Origin of the sequence: Roseibium sediminis (assembly GCF_008711325.1) — a bacterium.
GTDB classification, from domain to species: Bacteria; Pseudomonadota; Alphaproteobacteria; order Rhizobiales; family Stappiaceae; genus Roseibium; species Roseibium sediminis.
In genome coordinates this window covers 54,484-69,374 of the sequence record NZ_VXDB01000016.1, presented here as the reverse complement: position 1 = coordinate 69,374, position 14,891 = coordinate 54,484, and the positions used below count along the sequence as shown (strand labels likewise).

Sequence of the window (14,891 nt, the reverse complement as noted above, 5' to 3'; positions counted from 1 at the left end):
CGCCATGGCTGATGATCAAGATGATGCAGAAAAGACTGAGGACCCCACACAAAAACGGCTCAAGGAAGCCCATGACAAGGGGGACGTTGCCAAATCGCAGGAGGTGAGCACCTGGTTCACCCTTGCCGGAGCGACGTTGCTGATTGCTCTTTTTGCGCCTGAAATTGCCGCCTCCATTGGCAGTCTCCTGAAAGGCTACATGGAGCACGCCCACCAGATCCCGGTGGATGGCTATGCGCTGAAGGCCCTTTGGCGTGATACGGGTCAATCGATAGCGCTTATTGTCGGCTTGCCGCTTCTCGCGCTCGTAGTGATGGCCGTTGCCGGAAACATGGTGCAGCACCAGCTGGTGTTCACGACGGAAACCATCACGCCGAAACTGTCCAAGATTTCACCCTTGTCCGGCTTCAAGAGGCTGTTTTCCGGCGAAAGTCTGGTGAACTTCGCCAAGGGTATCGCCAAGATTTTCGTTGTCGGTGCGCTGATGGTTGCGGTTCTGTGGCCGCGTCGCGATGAAGCCGATGTCATGATCTTCGCGGATTTGACCATCATTCTGGAAGAGGCGCGGATCCTGATCCTGCAATTGCTTGGCGCGGTGATGGCGTTCATGACCGTCGTTGCAGCGGCCGACTTCGCCTATCAGCGCAACAAGTGGTTCAACAAGCAGAAGATGTCGCTGCGCGACGTCAAGGATGAGTACAAGCAGACGGAAGGCGATCCGCACGTCAAAGGCAAGATCCGACAGATCCGCATGGAGCGCTCGCGCAAGCGCATGATGTCTGCCGTGCCGGATGCGACCGTGGTCGTTACCAACCCGACGCACTATGCGGTGGCCCTGAAATATGAAGACGGCATGGGGGCACCACTTTGTATCGCCAAGGGTACAGATGCAGTTGCCTTGAGAATTCGCGGCGTTGCCAAGGAACACCAAATTCCGGTGATCGAGAATCCGCCACTGGCGCGTGCCCTTTATGCAAGTGTAGAAATTGAGCAGGAAATACCCGAAGAGCACTACAAGGCAGTGGCCGAAGTCATCGGCTTCGTGTACCGGATGCGCAAACGGTCCAATTGGCGCTCAAATTAGGCGGCTTCATCCACATAGCCGGGGGAACACTTGGTTGAATTCGCCGGAAGATCGCAGAATGCTGGGAATGAGCCTGTAAACGATTCGGGCTGGGGAGTTACACACGATGAGTGAATTTGACAGTGCGGCGAATGAGCCCCTGATTGACCGGCCAGAGCGGTCCGGCAGTCTGTGGTTGCTGATTGTGCTCGCGCTGGTCCTTTTCGGCATTGCGGCGATCCTGGCCGTCATGGACAGGACCCAGGCCCAGCCATTTGTTCTGGCCATGCTGGGCATCCTAGCCGTTGTCGGTGTGTTCTGCCTCTTCGCCTGGGCGATGGGCTTTCTCAGACTGTCCGGCAGAAGTGCTGAATCGAGCCCCATTGCGGCGGCCTTTCTGGCGACACTGGAAGACGGGGCCATCGTAACCGATCAGGATGGTCGTCTTGTCTATGCCAATCAGGCCTATGCCGATCTGACGGGCGTCGACAGTTCAGCCGATGTCCGTGTGATCGAGCGCGTTTTCTCAAGCGATCCAGATGCTGCTGACGCGATCTACCGTCTGTCGCAGGCCATGCGGGATGGACGCCGCGCACAGGAAGAAGTTCGTATGGCTTCGCCGCTCGGGCGCAGCGATGGCGGCCCGCGCTGGTATCGTGTGCTTGTGCGGCCACTGGAGATCACTGATAAGGGGCGCTCCAACCGCCGCCTCACTGTCTGGCAGCTGTCCGACATTACCCGTGACCGGGCCGAGCAGGAAAACTCCTTTCAGGAACTGCAGCGCGTCATCAACTTCCTCGACCACGCACCGGCGGGCTTCCTGTCCTGCGATGCGGCTGGACAGGTGGTTTATCTCAACGCGACGCTGGCCGACTGGCTGGGTTACGATCTTGCCCAGTTTGAAGTCGGGGATCTTTCCCTGATCGACATCGTTCGCGGCGATGGCGCGGAACTGATCCGCTCGGTTACGGGTCAGGCCGGGGAAGTGAAGAGCGACACCTTTGATCTGGATCTCGTGACCCGTTCCGGTCGGGGGCTGCCGGTTCGACTGCTGCACCGGGTTCCCTTTGGCGAAAACGGCATTGCAGGCGACAGCCGGACGCTGGTGCTGAACCGCTCGCGCGGCGAGGAAGCTTCCGAGGCTCTTCGGGCTGCAGAAGTCCGTTTTGCCCGCTTCTTCAACAATACGCCGATCGCCATTGCCTCGCTCGACAAGGAAGGCCGGGTTCTTCGGACCAATGCGCCGTTCCTGAAGCTGTTCGGAGCCGTCAATTCCGATGACGGCGCACCGAAGATGGAGGCCTATGTCGCCCAGAGTGGTCGTGACGATCTTGGCAAGGCGCTCAAGGCGGCCTCGCAGGGTATCGGGGAAATTGCCCCGATCGATATTCCGCTCAGTGAAGGGCATGACCCGCGCTCGGCCACCTTCTACGTGTCTGCGGTGCAGGACGGGGAAGGGGATGGCGAGACGACCATCGTCTATGCACTTGAAACAACCCAGCAGCGCACGCTGGAAGCCCAGTTTGCCCAGAGCCAGAAGATGCAGGCCATCGGCCAGCTGGCTGGCGGGGTTGCGCATGACTTCAACAACGTCCTGACCGCGATCATCGGCTTTTCTGACCTGCTTCTGGCCAGCCACCGCCCGACCGATCCGTCCTTCCAGGACATCATGAACATCAAGCAGAATGCCAACCGGGCTGCCGGTCTGGTGCGGCAGCTGCTCGCGTTCTCGCGCCGCCAGACCTTGCGTCCGCAACAGCTGGCGCTGAATGATGTTCTGGCGGATCTATCCATTCTTCTGGATCGCCTGCTGGGCGAAAAGGTCGAGCTGCAGGTGGTCCATGGGCGCGACCTGTGGCCTGTCATGGCCGACCTCAACCAGCTGGAACAGGTGATTGTGAACCTTGCTGTCAACGCCGGCGATGCCATGGCGGACGGCGGCAAGCTGACCATCCGCACGACCAATGTGACAGCCGAGGAATCGACCAAGTTCGAAAACACCCGTGGCATGCCGCCTGCCGAGTACACGCTGGTTGAAGTGGAAGACACTGGGCACGGCATTCCGGCGGACGTCATGGAGAAGATCTTCGATCCGTTCTTCTCGACCAAGGAAGTTGGCAAGGGCACGGGCCTCGGCCTCTCGACGGTTTATGGTATCGTCAAGCAGACTGGCGGCTTTGTTTTCTGCACCAGTGAGGTCGGCAAGGGGACTACCTTCCGCATCTTCCTGCCGCGCCACATTCCGGAGTTTGTTGAAGAGACAAAGCCGGTTGTTCAGCAGCCAGAATCGGAAAAGGCTACGGATCTCACCGGCTCGGCGACCATTCTGCTCGTGGAAGACGAGGAAGCGGTTCGGGCCTTTGCGGCCCGTGCCCTTGCATCACGTGGCTATACCGTGCACGAGGCCGGGTCCGGCACCGAGGCACTGGAAGTGATGGAAGAAGCCGGTGGCAATGTTGATCTGGTTGTGTCCGACGTCGTGATGCCGGAAATGGACGGGCCGACGCTTCTGGTTGAGCTGCGCAAGACCCGCCCGGACCTGAAGATCATCTTCGTGTCCGGCTATGCGGAGGATGCGTTCGAGGAGAACCTGCCGGAAAACGAGCAGTTCGACTTCCTGCCCAAGCCGTTCACCCTCAAGCAGCTGGCAACAAAGGTGAAAGACGTCCTGAACGGCTGATAATACGGACCAGCCGTCTGGGCTTCCCGGCTTGACATCAGCACAGCCAACTGCATGATCGCCCTCATGGGGTTTGCGAATACCCCGTGAGGCAACGGCCCAAATTCGCGTCCTTTAACTCCTGAAACATGGAAGGACGCACTATGCCGTCTCCAAATGCTATTACTGCATCCCAACTGAACCGTCTGGTCGGAACACCGGAGTGCCCTGTCATCATTGATGTGCGCATTGATGAGGATTTCGAGGCCGACCCGACCTACATCCCCACCGCCTTCAGGCAATCCCACCGGTCCATTGAGACCCTTGTCCCCGAACTCCTCGGTCGCAAGGTGGTGTTGGTTTGTCATGGTGGCTTGAAGCTGAGCGAAGGGGCGGCAGCGTTTTTGAGACTGCATGGCATTGCTGCCGAATACCTGGAAGGTGGGGCGGAGGGCTGGAAGGTTTCAGGTTTCGTCCGCATTCCCGCCACATCCGTTGCGCCGGGAAATGCACCTGGCGAGTGTATCTGGGTCACGCGGCACCGCCCCAAGATCGACCGGATTGCCTGTCCGTGGCTTATCCGACGGTTTGTCGATCCAAAGGCCCGGTTCCTGTTTGTTTCCCCCTTGCAGGTGCAAGGCGTTGCCGACCGTTTTGGTGCTGTGCCTTTTGACGTGGAGGACGTTTTCTGGAGCCACCGGGGAGAAGCCTGCACGTTTGACACAATGGTTGAGGAATTCGGCCTTAAGTGTGAGGCGCTGGAGCGCCTTGCCCTTGTGGTGCGGGCAGCCGATACGAACCGGCATGATCTGGCACCGCAGGCCGCCGGTCTGCTGGCTGCCTCTGTCGGGTTGTCGCGCATGTTCAAGGATGATCTTCAGCAACTTGAGGCTGGACTTGGCCTATATGATGCGTTCTATCGCTGGGCTCGGGATGCAAGCGACGAAGGCCATGATTGGCCGACTGCAGCGAAGCGGGGGTGAGCGGTGGATCAGCGATCAGAAATGGCCACGCAGACGATGGCAGAACCGTGTTCAGATCACGGCTCTCCGGGCTGGGCGGCGGTGTTGCGCGTGTTTCTCAATATCGGGCTTTTGTCCTTTGGGGGGCCGGCAGCGCAAATTGCCCTCATGCATCGCAAGCTGGTTGACGAAACCGGATGGTTGTCGGAGCGCAGCTTCACCAACGCGCTGGGCTTTTGCATGTTGTTGCCCGGTCCGGAGGCGATGCAGCTGGCAACCTATTCCGGCTGGAGGCTGAAAGGCGTCGCGGGAGGGTTGCTTGCAGGCCTCCTGTTTGTCCTGCCCGGTGCGGCGGTCATCTTCCTGCTCGGGACGATCTATGCGCTCTATGGGCAAGTTTCCGTCCTTGGTCAGGCCTTTCTTGGCATCAAGGCTGCGGTCCTCGTCATTGTTTTTGAAGCGCTCTTGAAGCTGTCTCGGCGCGCTTTGACCAGTCCCTCGCAATGGGCTCTTGCAGGCTTGTCCTTCGTGGCGATCTTTTTTCTGGCCGTGCCGTTTCCGCTGATCGTGCTGCTGGCGGCCGGTTACGGGGCCGTTGCCTATCGCGGGCATGCCGGTGAGGGGGGCGAGGTGGCGGTCACGGTTTCCGTCAGGCGTACACTTGGAACCGTCGTCATCGGGCTTGTTGTCTGGTTCGTGCCCCTCATTGCCATTGGCGCCCTGTCCGGCGTGCCGATCCTCAGCGAAATTGGCCTGTTCTTTTCAAAACTGGCTGTTGTCACCTTTGGGGGAGCCTACGCAGTTCTGGCCTATATGGCGCAGGATGTGGTGACGCAGAACGGCTGGTTGACCGCCGGGGAAATGATGGACGGGCTCGGCTTGGCCGAGACAACGCCGGGGCCTCTCATTCTCGTCACCCAGTTCGTGGCCTTTCTGGCGGCTTTCAAGGAAGGCGGAGTCGGGCTGGCCCTTGTAGCAGGCGTGGTGGCGCTTTGGGCCACCTTTGCGCCGTGTTTCCTCTGGATCTTCGCAGGTGCGCCTTACATTGAATGGATATCGGCCCAGCCGCGTTTGAAGGGGGCTCTGACGGCGATTATTGCCGCAGTCGTTGGCGTGGTGCTCAACCTGTCGGTCTGGTTCGCGCTGCATGTTCTTTTTGGCGAGGTGAGCGCAAGCAAGCACGGGCCGTTGACCCTTTGGATCCCGGACCTTTCCAGTCTCGACTGGCGTGTGCCCGTCGTCACGCTTATCTGCGGTCTTCTCCTGCTGCGCTGGCACAAGAACCTGTTTCTGGTCCTCGGAATCGCGGCAGCTCTGGGATGGGGGCTGTCGCAGGTGTAATCAACATTGCTTCGTGGGGCTATTCCCACGAAGCAAAGTTCTTTTCCTTTGAGAGCGTTTGAAACCGCTCCTGCAGGGTGGTCATGAAGGTGGCGCGATCACCGGTCCAATTGAACGCGTCGCCCACAAAGATGTCGCAGAAGAAGGGGACCAGCAGCCACGAGCCCTTTGGCAGCGCCTTTCCAAGCCCATGGGTGAACACGGGAACGACCGGCACATCGGGGAAGCGCTCGGCGATATAGGATACGCCCTTCTTCAGGTCTGTCATCTTCTCCGGTTCGCCGCGCGAGCCTTCGGGAAAGAGGATCAGCACCTTGTTCTGCTCCAGGGCATCATAACAGCCTTGAAGCGGGTCGATGGACTTGTCGGCACCGCTGCGTTCCACCGGGATGATGCCGAGCACATGTTCGGAGATCCACGCCATCCTGGGGCTGGAGAAGAAATAGTCGGCCGCTGCGACCGGCTTGATGTCTTTCAGGCGATCCAGGGGCATCAGGGCCATCAGGACCATCGTGTCGAGATGGCTGTTGTGGTTGGCGACAATGATGGCCGGGCCTGTGTCCGGCAGGAGTTCCTTGCGCCGAACATTCAGCCCCAGCAGAAAGAGCACCGCTATCTTGATGAAGATGTAGAAGATCTTCTGCAGCATGCGTTTCCGGCCTAGTAGAAGAAGAAACGGGTGAAGTGGAAGAAAATCGGCGCGGTGAAGGTCAGGCTGTCGATCCGATCTAGAATGCCGCCGTGACCCGGGATGAGGCTGCCTGTGTCCTTGACCCCGAGGTCCCGCTTCAGGGCGGAAACCGTAACATCTCCCACAAAGCCGGTGACCGGGATGATCAGGCCGATTGCCGCCGCATGACCCAACGAAAACGGGGTGACGAGCGGTGCAGTGAAAACGGCAAGCACGAAAGTGGTACCAACGCCTCCGAGAAAGCCTTCCCAGGTCTTGTTCGGACTGACGCCGGGAATGATCTTGTGGCGCCCGAACATCTTGCCCCAGGTGTATTGGGCAACGTCATTGAACTGGGTCAGGAACACAAGGAACAGCAACAGTCCGGGGCCGCCCGCGCCGCCATCGGTAACCGGCGGCAAGGTGATCAGGAATGCCGCATGACTGATGGAAAAGACACAGAGCATCAGGCCCCAATTCAGGGTTCCGACCGATTTCAGGAACCCGTCCGTCTGCTGGGATATCAGGCTGGCAAAGGGCAGGAACAGGAACATGTAGACCGGAATGAAGACCGCAAACATGCCGTAATAGCTGTCATAGACCCAGAAATACTGGATAGGGATCGAAAGATAGGCCCAAAGCAGAACCCGTCTGTCGGCCCGCCTTGTCGGGATCATCGAGAAATACTCTTTCAGCGCCAGAAAGCTGATGAGGCCAAACACGATGATCGAGATAACCGGGCTGACGAGGAAGGCGACCGTGAAGATCCCGATCATCACCCACCAGCTTTGGGTTCGCTGCACCAGCTCGCTAACATCCTTTTCAGACCGCTTCGAGATAACGAACACGATCACGCTGGCGAGGATCAAAAGTCCCCAGATGCCGGCAATCGCCCAATGAAAGGATGTCATGGTCAGGCCTGCTCCAGCTCACGAAGGGCGTTGCGGGCACGATTCCAGATAGTCCAGAGGGACAGGCCGCACGCCACGGAAAACACGATGGTGAAAAGCAGCGGGCTCGTCACGCCGATGGCAATCAATGCGCCGCAGGTGCCAAAGAGAACAGCCCGGTCGCTCTTGCCGAAGGGGCCGTCATAGCGTCGGCTCGCCCCGATCTGGACGCCGATCACGCCAGTCATTTCCACGATGATGGCCAGCACCACCAGACCAACGGCCAGCTCCGGGCGAATGAAGGGAAGGGCGGCAAAGGGCAGGTAAAGCGCGACGTCCGAGACCACATCGCCTAGCTCATTGAGGATCGCGCCGAGATTTGACTTCTGGTCGTGTTCGCGAGCCAGCATGCCGTCGATGGCGTTCAGGCCCATGCGGACGAACAGGACCACGGGTAAAAGGGCAAAGGGCCAGATGCTGGCGGGGAAGGCAATAATGGCGAGGCCTTCCACAACAGACAAGACCAACGCGCCTATCGTAACCTGATTGGCGGTGACGCCAGCGCGGGCGAGCCTGTTGCAGAGAGGGCGGAGAAGGTCCTGAAAACGGGACTTCAGCTGATAAACGGTGGGCATGGAAGAGCTTTTCTTGTCAATTTCACTCACCATGCGTCACTGCTATTGGCAATTCAACTCCCCTTGCTCAAGAGGTTGTGCAGCAAGGCTTCGATAGCCCGTTCATACAGCTGCTGATTTCCACCATTTGCAATCGCAAGAGCCGCGCGGTCGAAAGCTGCGGAGAGCAGATCTGCAATGACATCAGGTGAATGATCGCCAAGAAAGCCTTGTTTCTTGGCATGTACCAGACCCTCCAGAAGTGCAGCTTCGCCTGCGGTCAGGTTGATCTTCTTCATGTGCTCCCGAGTGAGGACAGCCGGGCCTTCCAGAAGCAGCAATCTTGTTCTTCCCGGCCTGCTCATGGCGATGAAATAGGCTTTGGCGCCGGTCAACAAGGCGTCCAGCGGAGACTGGGCGGTGTTCGTATCCTTGCCTATCTGTTCGGCGATTTCTTCAGCTTCGCGTTCAAGGACTGCACTCAGCAAGTCGGCTTTATCGGTAAAATGATGATAAAGGGCGCCGCGCGTAACCTTGGCTTCCTTCACGATTTCGGGCGTGCCGGTTTCCGCGTATCCCTTTTCAGCAAACAATTTTCGGGCCGCAATAAGCAGCGCATCTCTTGTTTCTGCCCGTCTTTCAGCTTGAGGGCGCCGCGCAGATCTTATTTGCATACATGCAGCCTGTATGTTAGTTGCTATAAACATACACACTGTATGTAATTTTGAAGAAGGATGGAAGCCATGAAGTGCACACAACATTATCCGGTCCTCATGACAGATCGAGTAGCGGAGACCGTTCGGTTCTACCGGAAAAACTTTCGCTTCGATGTGGTCTTCGAGGCAGATTGGTATGTGCATCTGCAATCGTCGGAAGACGAGAATGTCAATCTGGCAATCATGGACGGTAGCCACGAAACAATTCCAGCTGCCGCTCGCGGCAAATCGCAGGGCATCATTCTCAATTTTGAAGTAGAGGATGTCGACAGCGTTTATGAACACGCTGTGAAGCAAAATCTACCAATTGCGCTTGAACTCAAAGATGAAGCCTTTGGCCAGCGTCACTTTATTACCAGCGACCCGAACGGTGTATTGATTGATGTGATCAAACCGATCCCGGCGGCAGCTGAATACAAGGACAACTACCTTCAAGCCGAGGCTGTCTAACTACGAGTAATCACCGGGAGGCTGGCCGCAGCGCTCCCGGATTGCTTTTATCCGATCTTCGGGCATCCGCTTGACTGCTCGGCGCGGGATTTCAGGCCGTTGAGGCTTTCCTGTGTGTTGGCATTGCCGGGCAGGACAAAGCTTTGCTCAAGGGCGGTATGGGCATTGTTGAGAACCGCAAGTTCCTGAACTGCAAAGGTGTTGCAAGCTGCGCCGGTGAAGCGCACACGGATGCGAATGACTCGATTGCCGTTGTTCGAGGGGCCAAATTCTGCGTCCAGTGCCGGGTTCTCACCGGCCATGACGCGTTCCATGACCACCATGTTGGCGGTGCTCTGGACCACCTTGGTGCCGCGTTCGTTTGCGCTGGAAATGAGCGCGTTGCGAACCGTTTGAGGGTCAGCGGCGATCTTGACCGACTGGGCGCCCTGAGGAACGGTCAGGTTTGGCTGTTTCGGTGTGGTTGGTTCTGTCGGCGTCGTGCTGGACTGGCAGGCGGTCAGGGCCAAGGCCAGGGCGGCGGGCATCACATACTTCAACATCAGTCTCTCGGCAGCTCGGTTTGGAACAACTGGAACGCTATCTACGTCAATTTGCTTATTATTGCATGTACGTCCGGGCCATTTTTGCAAGATTATTGCGCAGTGTGACCTAAAAGCTTCCGCCGGTGGTAAAACCACCTCCGCCAAATCCGCCGCCCGACTTGAATCCGCCGCCGCCGAAGCTGCCTCCACCGGAGCGACGCCCGCCCATGCTGGAGGGCAAGCCGGAGCCACCGGGAAAACCGACCTGACCGCCACGCGGCTTGCGTCGCTTGTGGGACCGCTCCGCCCGCGCCCAGTATTCAGCGGCATCAATGCCACCTTTGAGCAACTCCCCAAGCAACACTGTGGTCAGGCTGTTGTCGGAAAAGGTGGATTCCCACTGATCGTAGCCTTTGGTCCGGAACCGCTTGACGACGTCAGTGAGTTCCGACCGACGGGCGGTAATGTCGCGCTGCAATTCCCGATCCTGCCGGATTTCACGGGTCAGCGATTCCATTCTCTCGCTCAGATCCTCGATCTGGCGGACGATTTTCTCATCCTCGGGGGAGGGCGTTGCAAGGGCGGCGCGCCAGAGGTCGTCCAGATCGTCGCCTTCCAGTGACTTGGCCAGATGCTCCTCCGCCTTCTGGTAATCGTCATCATCGCCCGTGCTGTAGGACTGAACAGCCGCAGCAACGGTTTCAATGCCCTTGTCGACAGCTGCAAGACGGGTTTCAAGATCGCTTGCCCCCTCGCTCAGGGTCTCGATCTTGCCAACGAGGTCTTCGCCAGCCTTTTCTTCCATCGCCGCACGGCTGAGAGCGGTCAGGCGGGCGGCCTCTTCCTCGGCAATCTCCGCACAGCGTTCAGCATGCGCTTCCAGTTTCTCCGGAAGGCTGGTCAGCATGGCGTAGTTGGCGCGTGCACCGTGAAAATCGATGATCCCGGCAACCCAGCGGTCTAGCGCCCGGGTGAGGCCCCGGTGATTGTAGTCCGGTGTGCCAAAACCGCGTTGCCACAGATAGATGAACAGGCGGTCGTCATCATAGGCCTTGCCTTTCGACGCGCGGTCCTCAACGGCTGTTTTTGCCTTTGCCGCAGCAGCCTCCGCGGTTTTTTGGGCGGCCAATGTCCGGTCGCGCTGGGCCAGAAATGCAGCGTCCTTTTCCAGAGTCTCGTCAACGGCGTCCATCAGGCCGTCCAGACGGTCTTCAGCTGCGGTCTGGTCCGCGATCAGGCTGTCGCGCTTTGCCTGCAGTTCTGCACGTTCAGTTTCGCGCGTGCGCAGCGTTTCCATCAGCACCTTCAGGTCCGATGCCCGCTTCTCCAGCAGGCGTCGAGCTTCACGTGCGGCGGAATCCAGGCGGATATCCAGATTTTCGACGGACTGCGTGTCGAGCCGGAACCGTGCCAGATCCTTATAGGCTTCTCCCTTGCGGGTCTGGAAGTCGGCAAAGGCACGGGTTGCCCGTTCGATGCGGGTGCCGAGTTCGGCTTCCTCGCGGCGCAGGTCGTTCAGGGCTGCCTCGATCGAGGTCATGGTCTCGCGTCCGGTCAGCATGAGGTGTTACCCTTTTCCTGAGATGAAAGAAGTCGGCCTACCATTCGGTGATCGCTCCATCCTTGACGCCGGATTTCCAGTTGATGTCCAGAACGCCCTTTTTCTTGGTGCCAAGCAGGCTTTCCTGGACGATGCCGTCCTGAACCTTGTCGTCGCGAATTTTCTCGTAAAGCGCCTTGGTGACGCGCTGGCCCCAGATGGTTACTTCCTTGGCTCCGCTGTTTTCCTCCGAAACGATCTTCCGCTTGAGGGCGGAGCCGTCCGGTCCAATGGCCTCAACGACAAGGTAGTAGTTGGCCGAGTTCCGGTTGACGTCCGGAATGCGTTCCACGCCTGTCTTTGCGCCGGGGCGGGAAACGATGCGAACCTCGAACGCCTCGTTGAGGGCAGTTGCAAGTTCCCGCAGATCGGTCACGGCCTTGCGGGCGACCTCCACCTTGCTGTCCTCGGCGGCAATGCGCCCGCCGGTAGCAAGACGATCAGCCTCGGCAAGGATGTCCTTGTCGCGGGTCAGCGACTGGATCCGCTCGCTCAGGGATGTGATCGATTGTGGAATGCCCTCGGTCAATTCCTGCTGAAGCGCAAGCGCTGCGCGCTCTCGCGGCCCAACGACAAGGAATTGCCAGGCAACGACTGTGATGATCAGGGCAACGAGAATGCCTCCGGCCCATTTGGACCAGGTGGCACGGGTCACGTAGATGGTTGCGAGCGTGCGGGACAGGCCGCCGCCCCTTGGCTGGTAGACGAACCGGTCGGCCTTCAGATCCTCGACCCCGGCCTTGAGAATGTGATCGGGAACGTCGATGCCCTGCGACTTGTAGATCTCGCGAAGCCTGCCCATCAGGTAGCTGTCGCGGTCTTCCTCGGCCAGTTCCGTTTCCACGACCTTCTGTTCGTGGCGGAGCGTATCCACCACGTCCATGGCCATCATCAGGTCATCCAGTGGCGCCTGAGGTTCGTTTGCCATCTTGAAAACTCTCCAGACCCGCCCGGTGCTACGTGCCAATGCCCTTGGCGGTCAAATCCAGCCAGCGGAAGGGCGAGACGCCCTTCCATTTCTCGGTTTTCGCTCTTTTGCAAGAGCGCGAGCAAACTCAGCGCATGAGAGCGTTGCCGTTTGCAGCCAGTTTGGCCAGACGGCGCTTGCCATCTTCCACCGCGTTGCGGATTTCCTCGGAGTTCTTGGTCGACATTTCGCGCATCTCGTTGATGATCTCGCGTGAAGACAGCTGGAAGTTCACCACTGAATCCACGAGTTTCTTTACGGATGCGGCCTGAACGGTCGGGCCGTAACCTGCCTTCAGCGCTTCTTTCTGAACCGTGTCGCCGATTTCCGCCAGCGTTTCCAGGCTCTTGTTCAGGCCATCCTTCATTGCGTTCAGCGTTTCGGTGGACTCATGCAGGCCCTGCAGTCCGGTGAAGGACGCGTTGAGCGCGGTCAGTACCGATTCATTGGTGGAGAAGAAGCTCACCGACTGGGCGTAGACTCGTTCCTTGGCATTGGTCGTCTGCATCAGACGCGCCATGATGATTTCAGACGTGTTGTAGCCGATGGTCAGGTTGTCGGAGAGGTCCTTGGCGATCTGGTAGCGCTTTTCCTCGTCCTGCATTTCACGCAGGCGTTCATCGCGCGCCAGTTCCAGACGGGCCTTGTGGGCTGCGTCCTGACCGGCATAACCGGCCACCTCGTTGGAAGCGCCTTCCAGACGGGTCTTGGCTTCATTCAACTTTTCTGTTGCGGTGTTCAGAAGTTCAAGAGCTGTCACTTCAGCCTGCTTCAACGCGCCCCGGAAGTCGCGATAGGCTTCCAGAATGGTCAGTTCGCGCTCGATCTGGTCCTTGGTTGCGGCTGCCACTTCCTTGTAGGTGTCGCGAATGTCATCGAAGCGATCAGAGATCGTGCCGCGAGTGACGTCGCGCCATTTGTTGGACAGGTTCTCCATCAGGGAGATCTTGCCGTCGGCCAGCTGATCGACCAGCGACTTGGCGTCGTCGCGAATGGAGTTGAAGCTCTCGGTGATCTTTTCGTAGCGTTCGCCGATGTCCATCTGCTGGACCTGGTTACGCACCACTTCGTTGAAGTTGGATGCCTGACCGAGGGTGCGGGTGATCACGGCGACCTTGTCCGGGGACAGGTCGGAAATCTGTTCCAGCAGCGCGTTGATCGGCGCATTGGCCTCGCTCTCGACAGCAATGCCGAGTTCGCGAAGCTTGGACAAGGCGTTGTCCAGATACTGCAGCGGAGACAGTCCGCTCCAGGTTGTTGTGGCTGGAACGTTTTCCGGCGCGGTCGTAGTGTCCACCATTGATACCTCCTCGCAGTCTCGCCCGTTTTGTTGTTTTCGGGCCTCAATTCGTACTGTCAGCTCCACTAAGGGCAGGCAAAACTGACAGTGTCAACGCTCTTGCCCCAAGGGTGTGACAAGGTTAAGGCAAGTGTCACTTGCCAGTGATATTTTTCCCTCGTCACATGGGGTGCAATTTTCCAGTTGCCAAATGTCATGCGGCCAATGCAGCTGCAATGCGCGCTGCCAGACGCGCGTTGTTGCGCACGAGCGCGATGTTCGTGTCCAGGCTCTTGCCACCGGTCAGTTCAAAGATTTTTGAAAGAACGTAAGGTGTTACGGCCTTGCCGCTGATCTTGTCGGCTTCTGCTGCACGGATCGCGGCATCGATATGGACTGCCATTTCCTCACGTCCGATTTCCGCTTCTTCCGGCACCGGATTGGCGACAAGAACACCGCCGTGATTGTCAAAACGTTCGCGGGTTTTGATCAGGGCGGCAATGTCTTCGGCAGAATCCATCCGGTAAGGGGCTGGAATTCCGCTTTTCCGTGACCAGAAGGCGGGAAGCTCGTCCGTGCCATAGCCGATCACCGGCACACCGTTGGTTTCCAGCACTTCCAGTGTCTTGGGCAGATCAAGCAGCGCCTTGGCGCCTGCTGCAACAACGCAGACCGGGGTGCGGCCAAGTTCAACCAGATCGGCGGAAATGTCGAAACTCTGCTCCGCGCCCTTGTGAACCCCGCCGATACCGCCCGTGGCGAACACGGAAATGTCTGCAGCGCTGGCTGCCATCATCGTTGCGGCAACGGTCGTTGCGCCCGGCTGCCCCGTCGAGAGGGCAAGGGCCAGATCGGCGCGTGAACATTTCAGAACATTTTCAGACTGGGCAAGCCGGTCAAGGTCCTCCGGCTCCAGCCCGATGCGCAGCCGCTTGTCCATGACGGCGATGGTCGCGGGAACCGCGCCGGCGTCTCGAATGTCCTGCTCCACCATGCGGGCGGTTTCCACATTCTGCGGAAAGGGCATGCCGTGGGTGATGATTGTGGATTCAAGGGCAACGATCGGCAGGCCGTTTTCTCTGGCGTGACGAACTTCGCTGCTGAAACTCAAGAGAGAGGAAAGAAGCACGGGGGAGAGCCTTTTTGTCTGGTTCGT

The 14,891-nt window shown here is 58.7% G+C and carries 14 protein-coding genes; 5 read left to right on the top strand and 9 right to left on the bottom strand.

Going from position 1 to position 14,891, the window contains the following annotated elements:
• Positions 1-4: 4 nt before the first annotated feature.
• From flhB to chrA, 4 genes are all read left to right on the top strand, one after another.
• Entirely contained in the window at positions 5-1,084 is a 1,080-nt protein-coding gene (gene flhB, locus F0155_RS16170) for a flagellar biosynthesis protein FlhB (protein ID WP_150525581.1), read from the top strand.
• A gap of 106 nt (positions 1,085-1,190) precedes the next feature.
• On the top strand, positions 1,191-3,743 hold the full coding sequence (gene cckA / locus F0155_RS16165; RefSeq protein WP_150525580.1) for a cell cycle histidine kinase CckA: 2,553 nt from the start codon (positions 1,191-1,193) through the stop codon (positions 3,741-3,743).
• 143 nt (positions 3,744-3,886) lie between these two features.
• The gene (locus F0155_RS16160) at positions 3,887-4,705 is read left to right on the top strand and encodes a chromate resistance protein ChrB domain-containing protein (RefSeq protein ID WP_150525579.1); all 819 of its coding nucleotides are present in this window, start codon (positions 3,887-3,889) and stop codon (positions 4,703-4,705) included.
• Between the two features lie 36 nt (positions 4,706-4,741).
• The gene (gene chrA / locus F0155_RS16155) at positions 4,742-6,025 is read left to right on the top strand and encodes a chromate efflux transporter (RefSeq protein WP_150525616.1); all 1,284 of its coding nucleotides are present in this window, start codon (positions 4,742-4,744) and stop codon (positions 6,023-6,025) included.
• A 19-nt stretch (positions 6,026-6,044) separates the two neighbouring features.
• Here chrA and F0155_RS16150 read toward each other — a convergent pair whose 3' ends face one another.
• From F0155_RS16150 to F0155_RS16135, 4 genes are read right to left on the bottom strand one after another with little or no spacing between them, the layout of a single operon-like run.
• Positions 6,045-6,674, bottom strand: coding sequence for a lysophospholipid acyltransferase family protein (locus F0155_RS16150; protein WP_150525578.1), 630 nt, complete (start codon positions 6,672-6,674; stop codon positions 6,045-6,047).
• Between the two features lie 11 nt (positions 6,675-6,685).
• Entirely contained in the window at positions 6,686-7,606 is a 921-nt protein-coding gene (locus tag F0155_RS16145; RefSeq protein ID WP_150525577.1) for a phosphatidate cytidylyltransferase, read from the bottom strand.
• Between the two features lie 2 nt (positions 7,607-7,608).
• Entirely contained in the window at positions 7,609-8,220 is a 612-nt protein-coding gene (locus F0155_RS16140) for a CDP-alcohol phosphatidyltransferase family protein (RefSeq protein ID WP_150525615.1), read from the bottom strand.
• Between the two features lie 53 nt (positions 8,221-8,273).
• Positions 8,274-8,873 (bottom strand): TetR/AcrR family transcriptional regulator, encoded by a 600-nt coding sequence (locus tag F0155_RS16135; RefSeq protein WP_150525576.1) that lies wholly within the window; start codon positions 8,871-8,873, stop codon positions 8,274-8,276.
• 69 nt (positions 8,874-8,942) lie between these two features.
• Between F0155_RS16135 and F0155_RS16130 the strand changes: the two genes are divergently transcribed.
• Positions 8,943-9,365 carry a VOC family protein gene (locus tag F0155_RS16130; RefSeq protein ID WP_150525614.1) on the top strand — a complete coding sequence of 141 codons (423 nt, stop codon included), beginning with the start codon at positions 8,943-8,945 and terminating at the stop codon, positions 9,363-9,365.
• Between the two features lie 47 nt (positions 9,366-9,412).
• On the opposite strand, the gene F0155_RS16125 is transcribed toward F0155_RS16130, so the two are convergent.
• The 5 genes from F0155_RS16125 to F0155_RS16105 all read right to left on the bottom strand — a co-directional run bounded on the left by F0155_RS16125 (position 9,413) and on the right by F0155_RS16105 (position 14,864).
• Positions 9,413-9,907 (bottom strand): hypothetical protein, encoded by a 495-nt coding sequence (locus tag F0155_RS16125; RefSeq protein ID WP_150525575.1) that lies wholly within the window; start codon positions 9,905-9,907, stop codon positions 9,413-9,415.
• 109 nt (positions 9,908-10,016) lie between these two features.
• Complete coding sequence (locus tag F0155_RS16120; protein ID WP_150525574.1) at positions 10,017-11,450, bottom strand: coiled-coil domain-containing protein; 1,434 nt, start codon at positions 11,448-11,450, stop codon at positions 10,017-10,019.
• A 37-nt stretch (positions 11,451-11,487) separates the two neighbouring features.
• Positions 11,488-12,417 (bottom strand): DUF6384 family protein, encoded by a 930-nt coding sequence (locus F0155_RS16115; RefSeq protein WP_150525573.1) that lies wholly within the window; start codon positions 12,415-12,417, stop codon positions 11,488-11,490.
• 127 nt (positions 12,418-12,544) lie between these two features.
• On the bottom strand, positions 12,545-13,756 hold the full coding sequence (locus tag F0155_RS16110; protein WP_150525572.1) for a cell surface protein: 1,212 nt from the start codon (positions 13,754-13,756) through the stop codon (positions 12,545-12,547).
• 193 nt (positions 13,757-13,949) lie between these two features.
• Complete coding sequence (locus F0155_RS16105) at positions 13,950-14,864, bottom strand: pseudouridine-5'-phosphate glycosidase (protein ID WP_150525571.1); 915 nt, start codon at positions 14,862-14,864, stop codon at positions 13,950-13,952.
• Between the last annotated feature and the right edge of the window lie 27 nt (positions 14,865-14,891).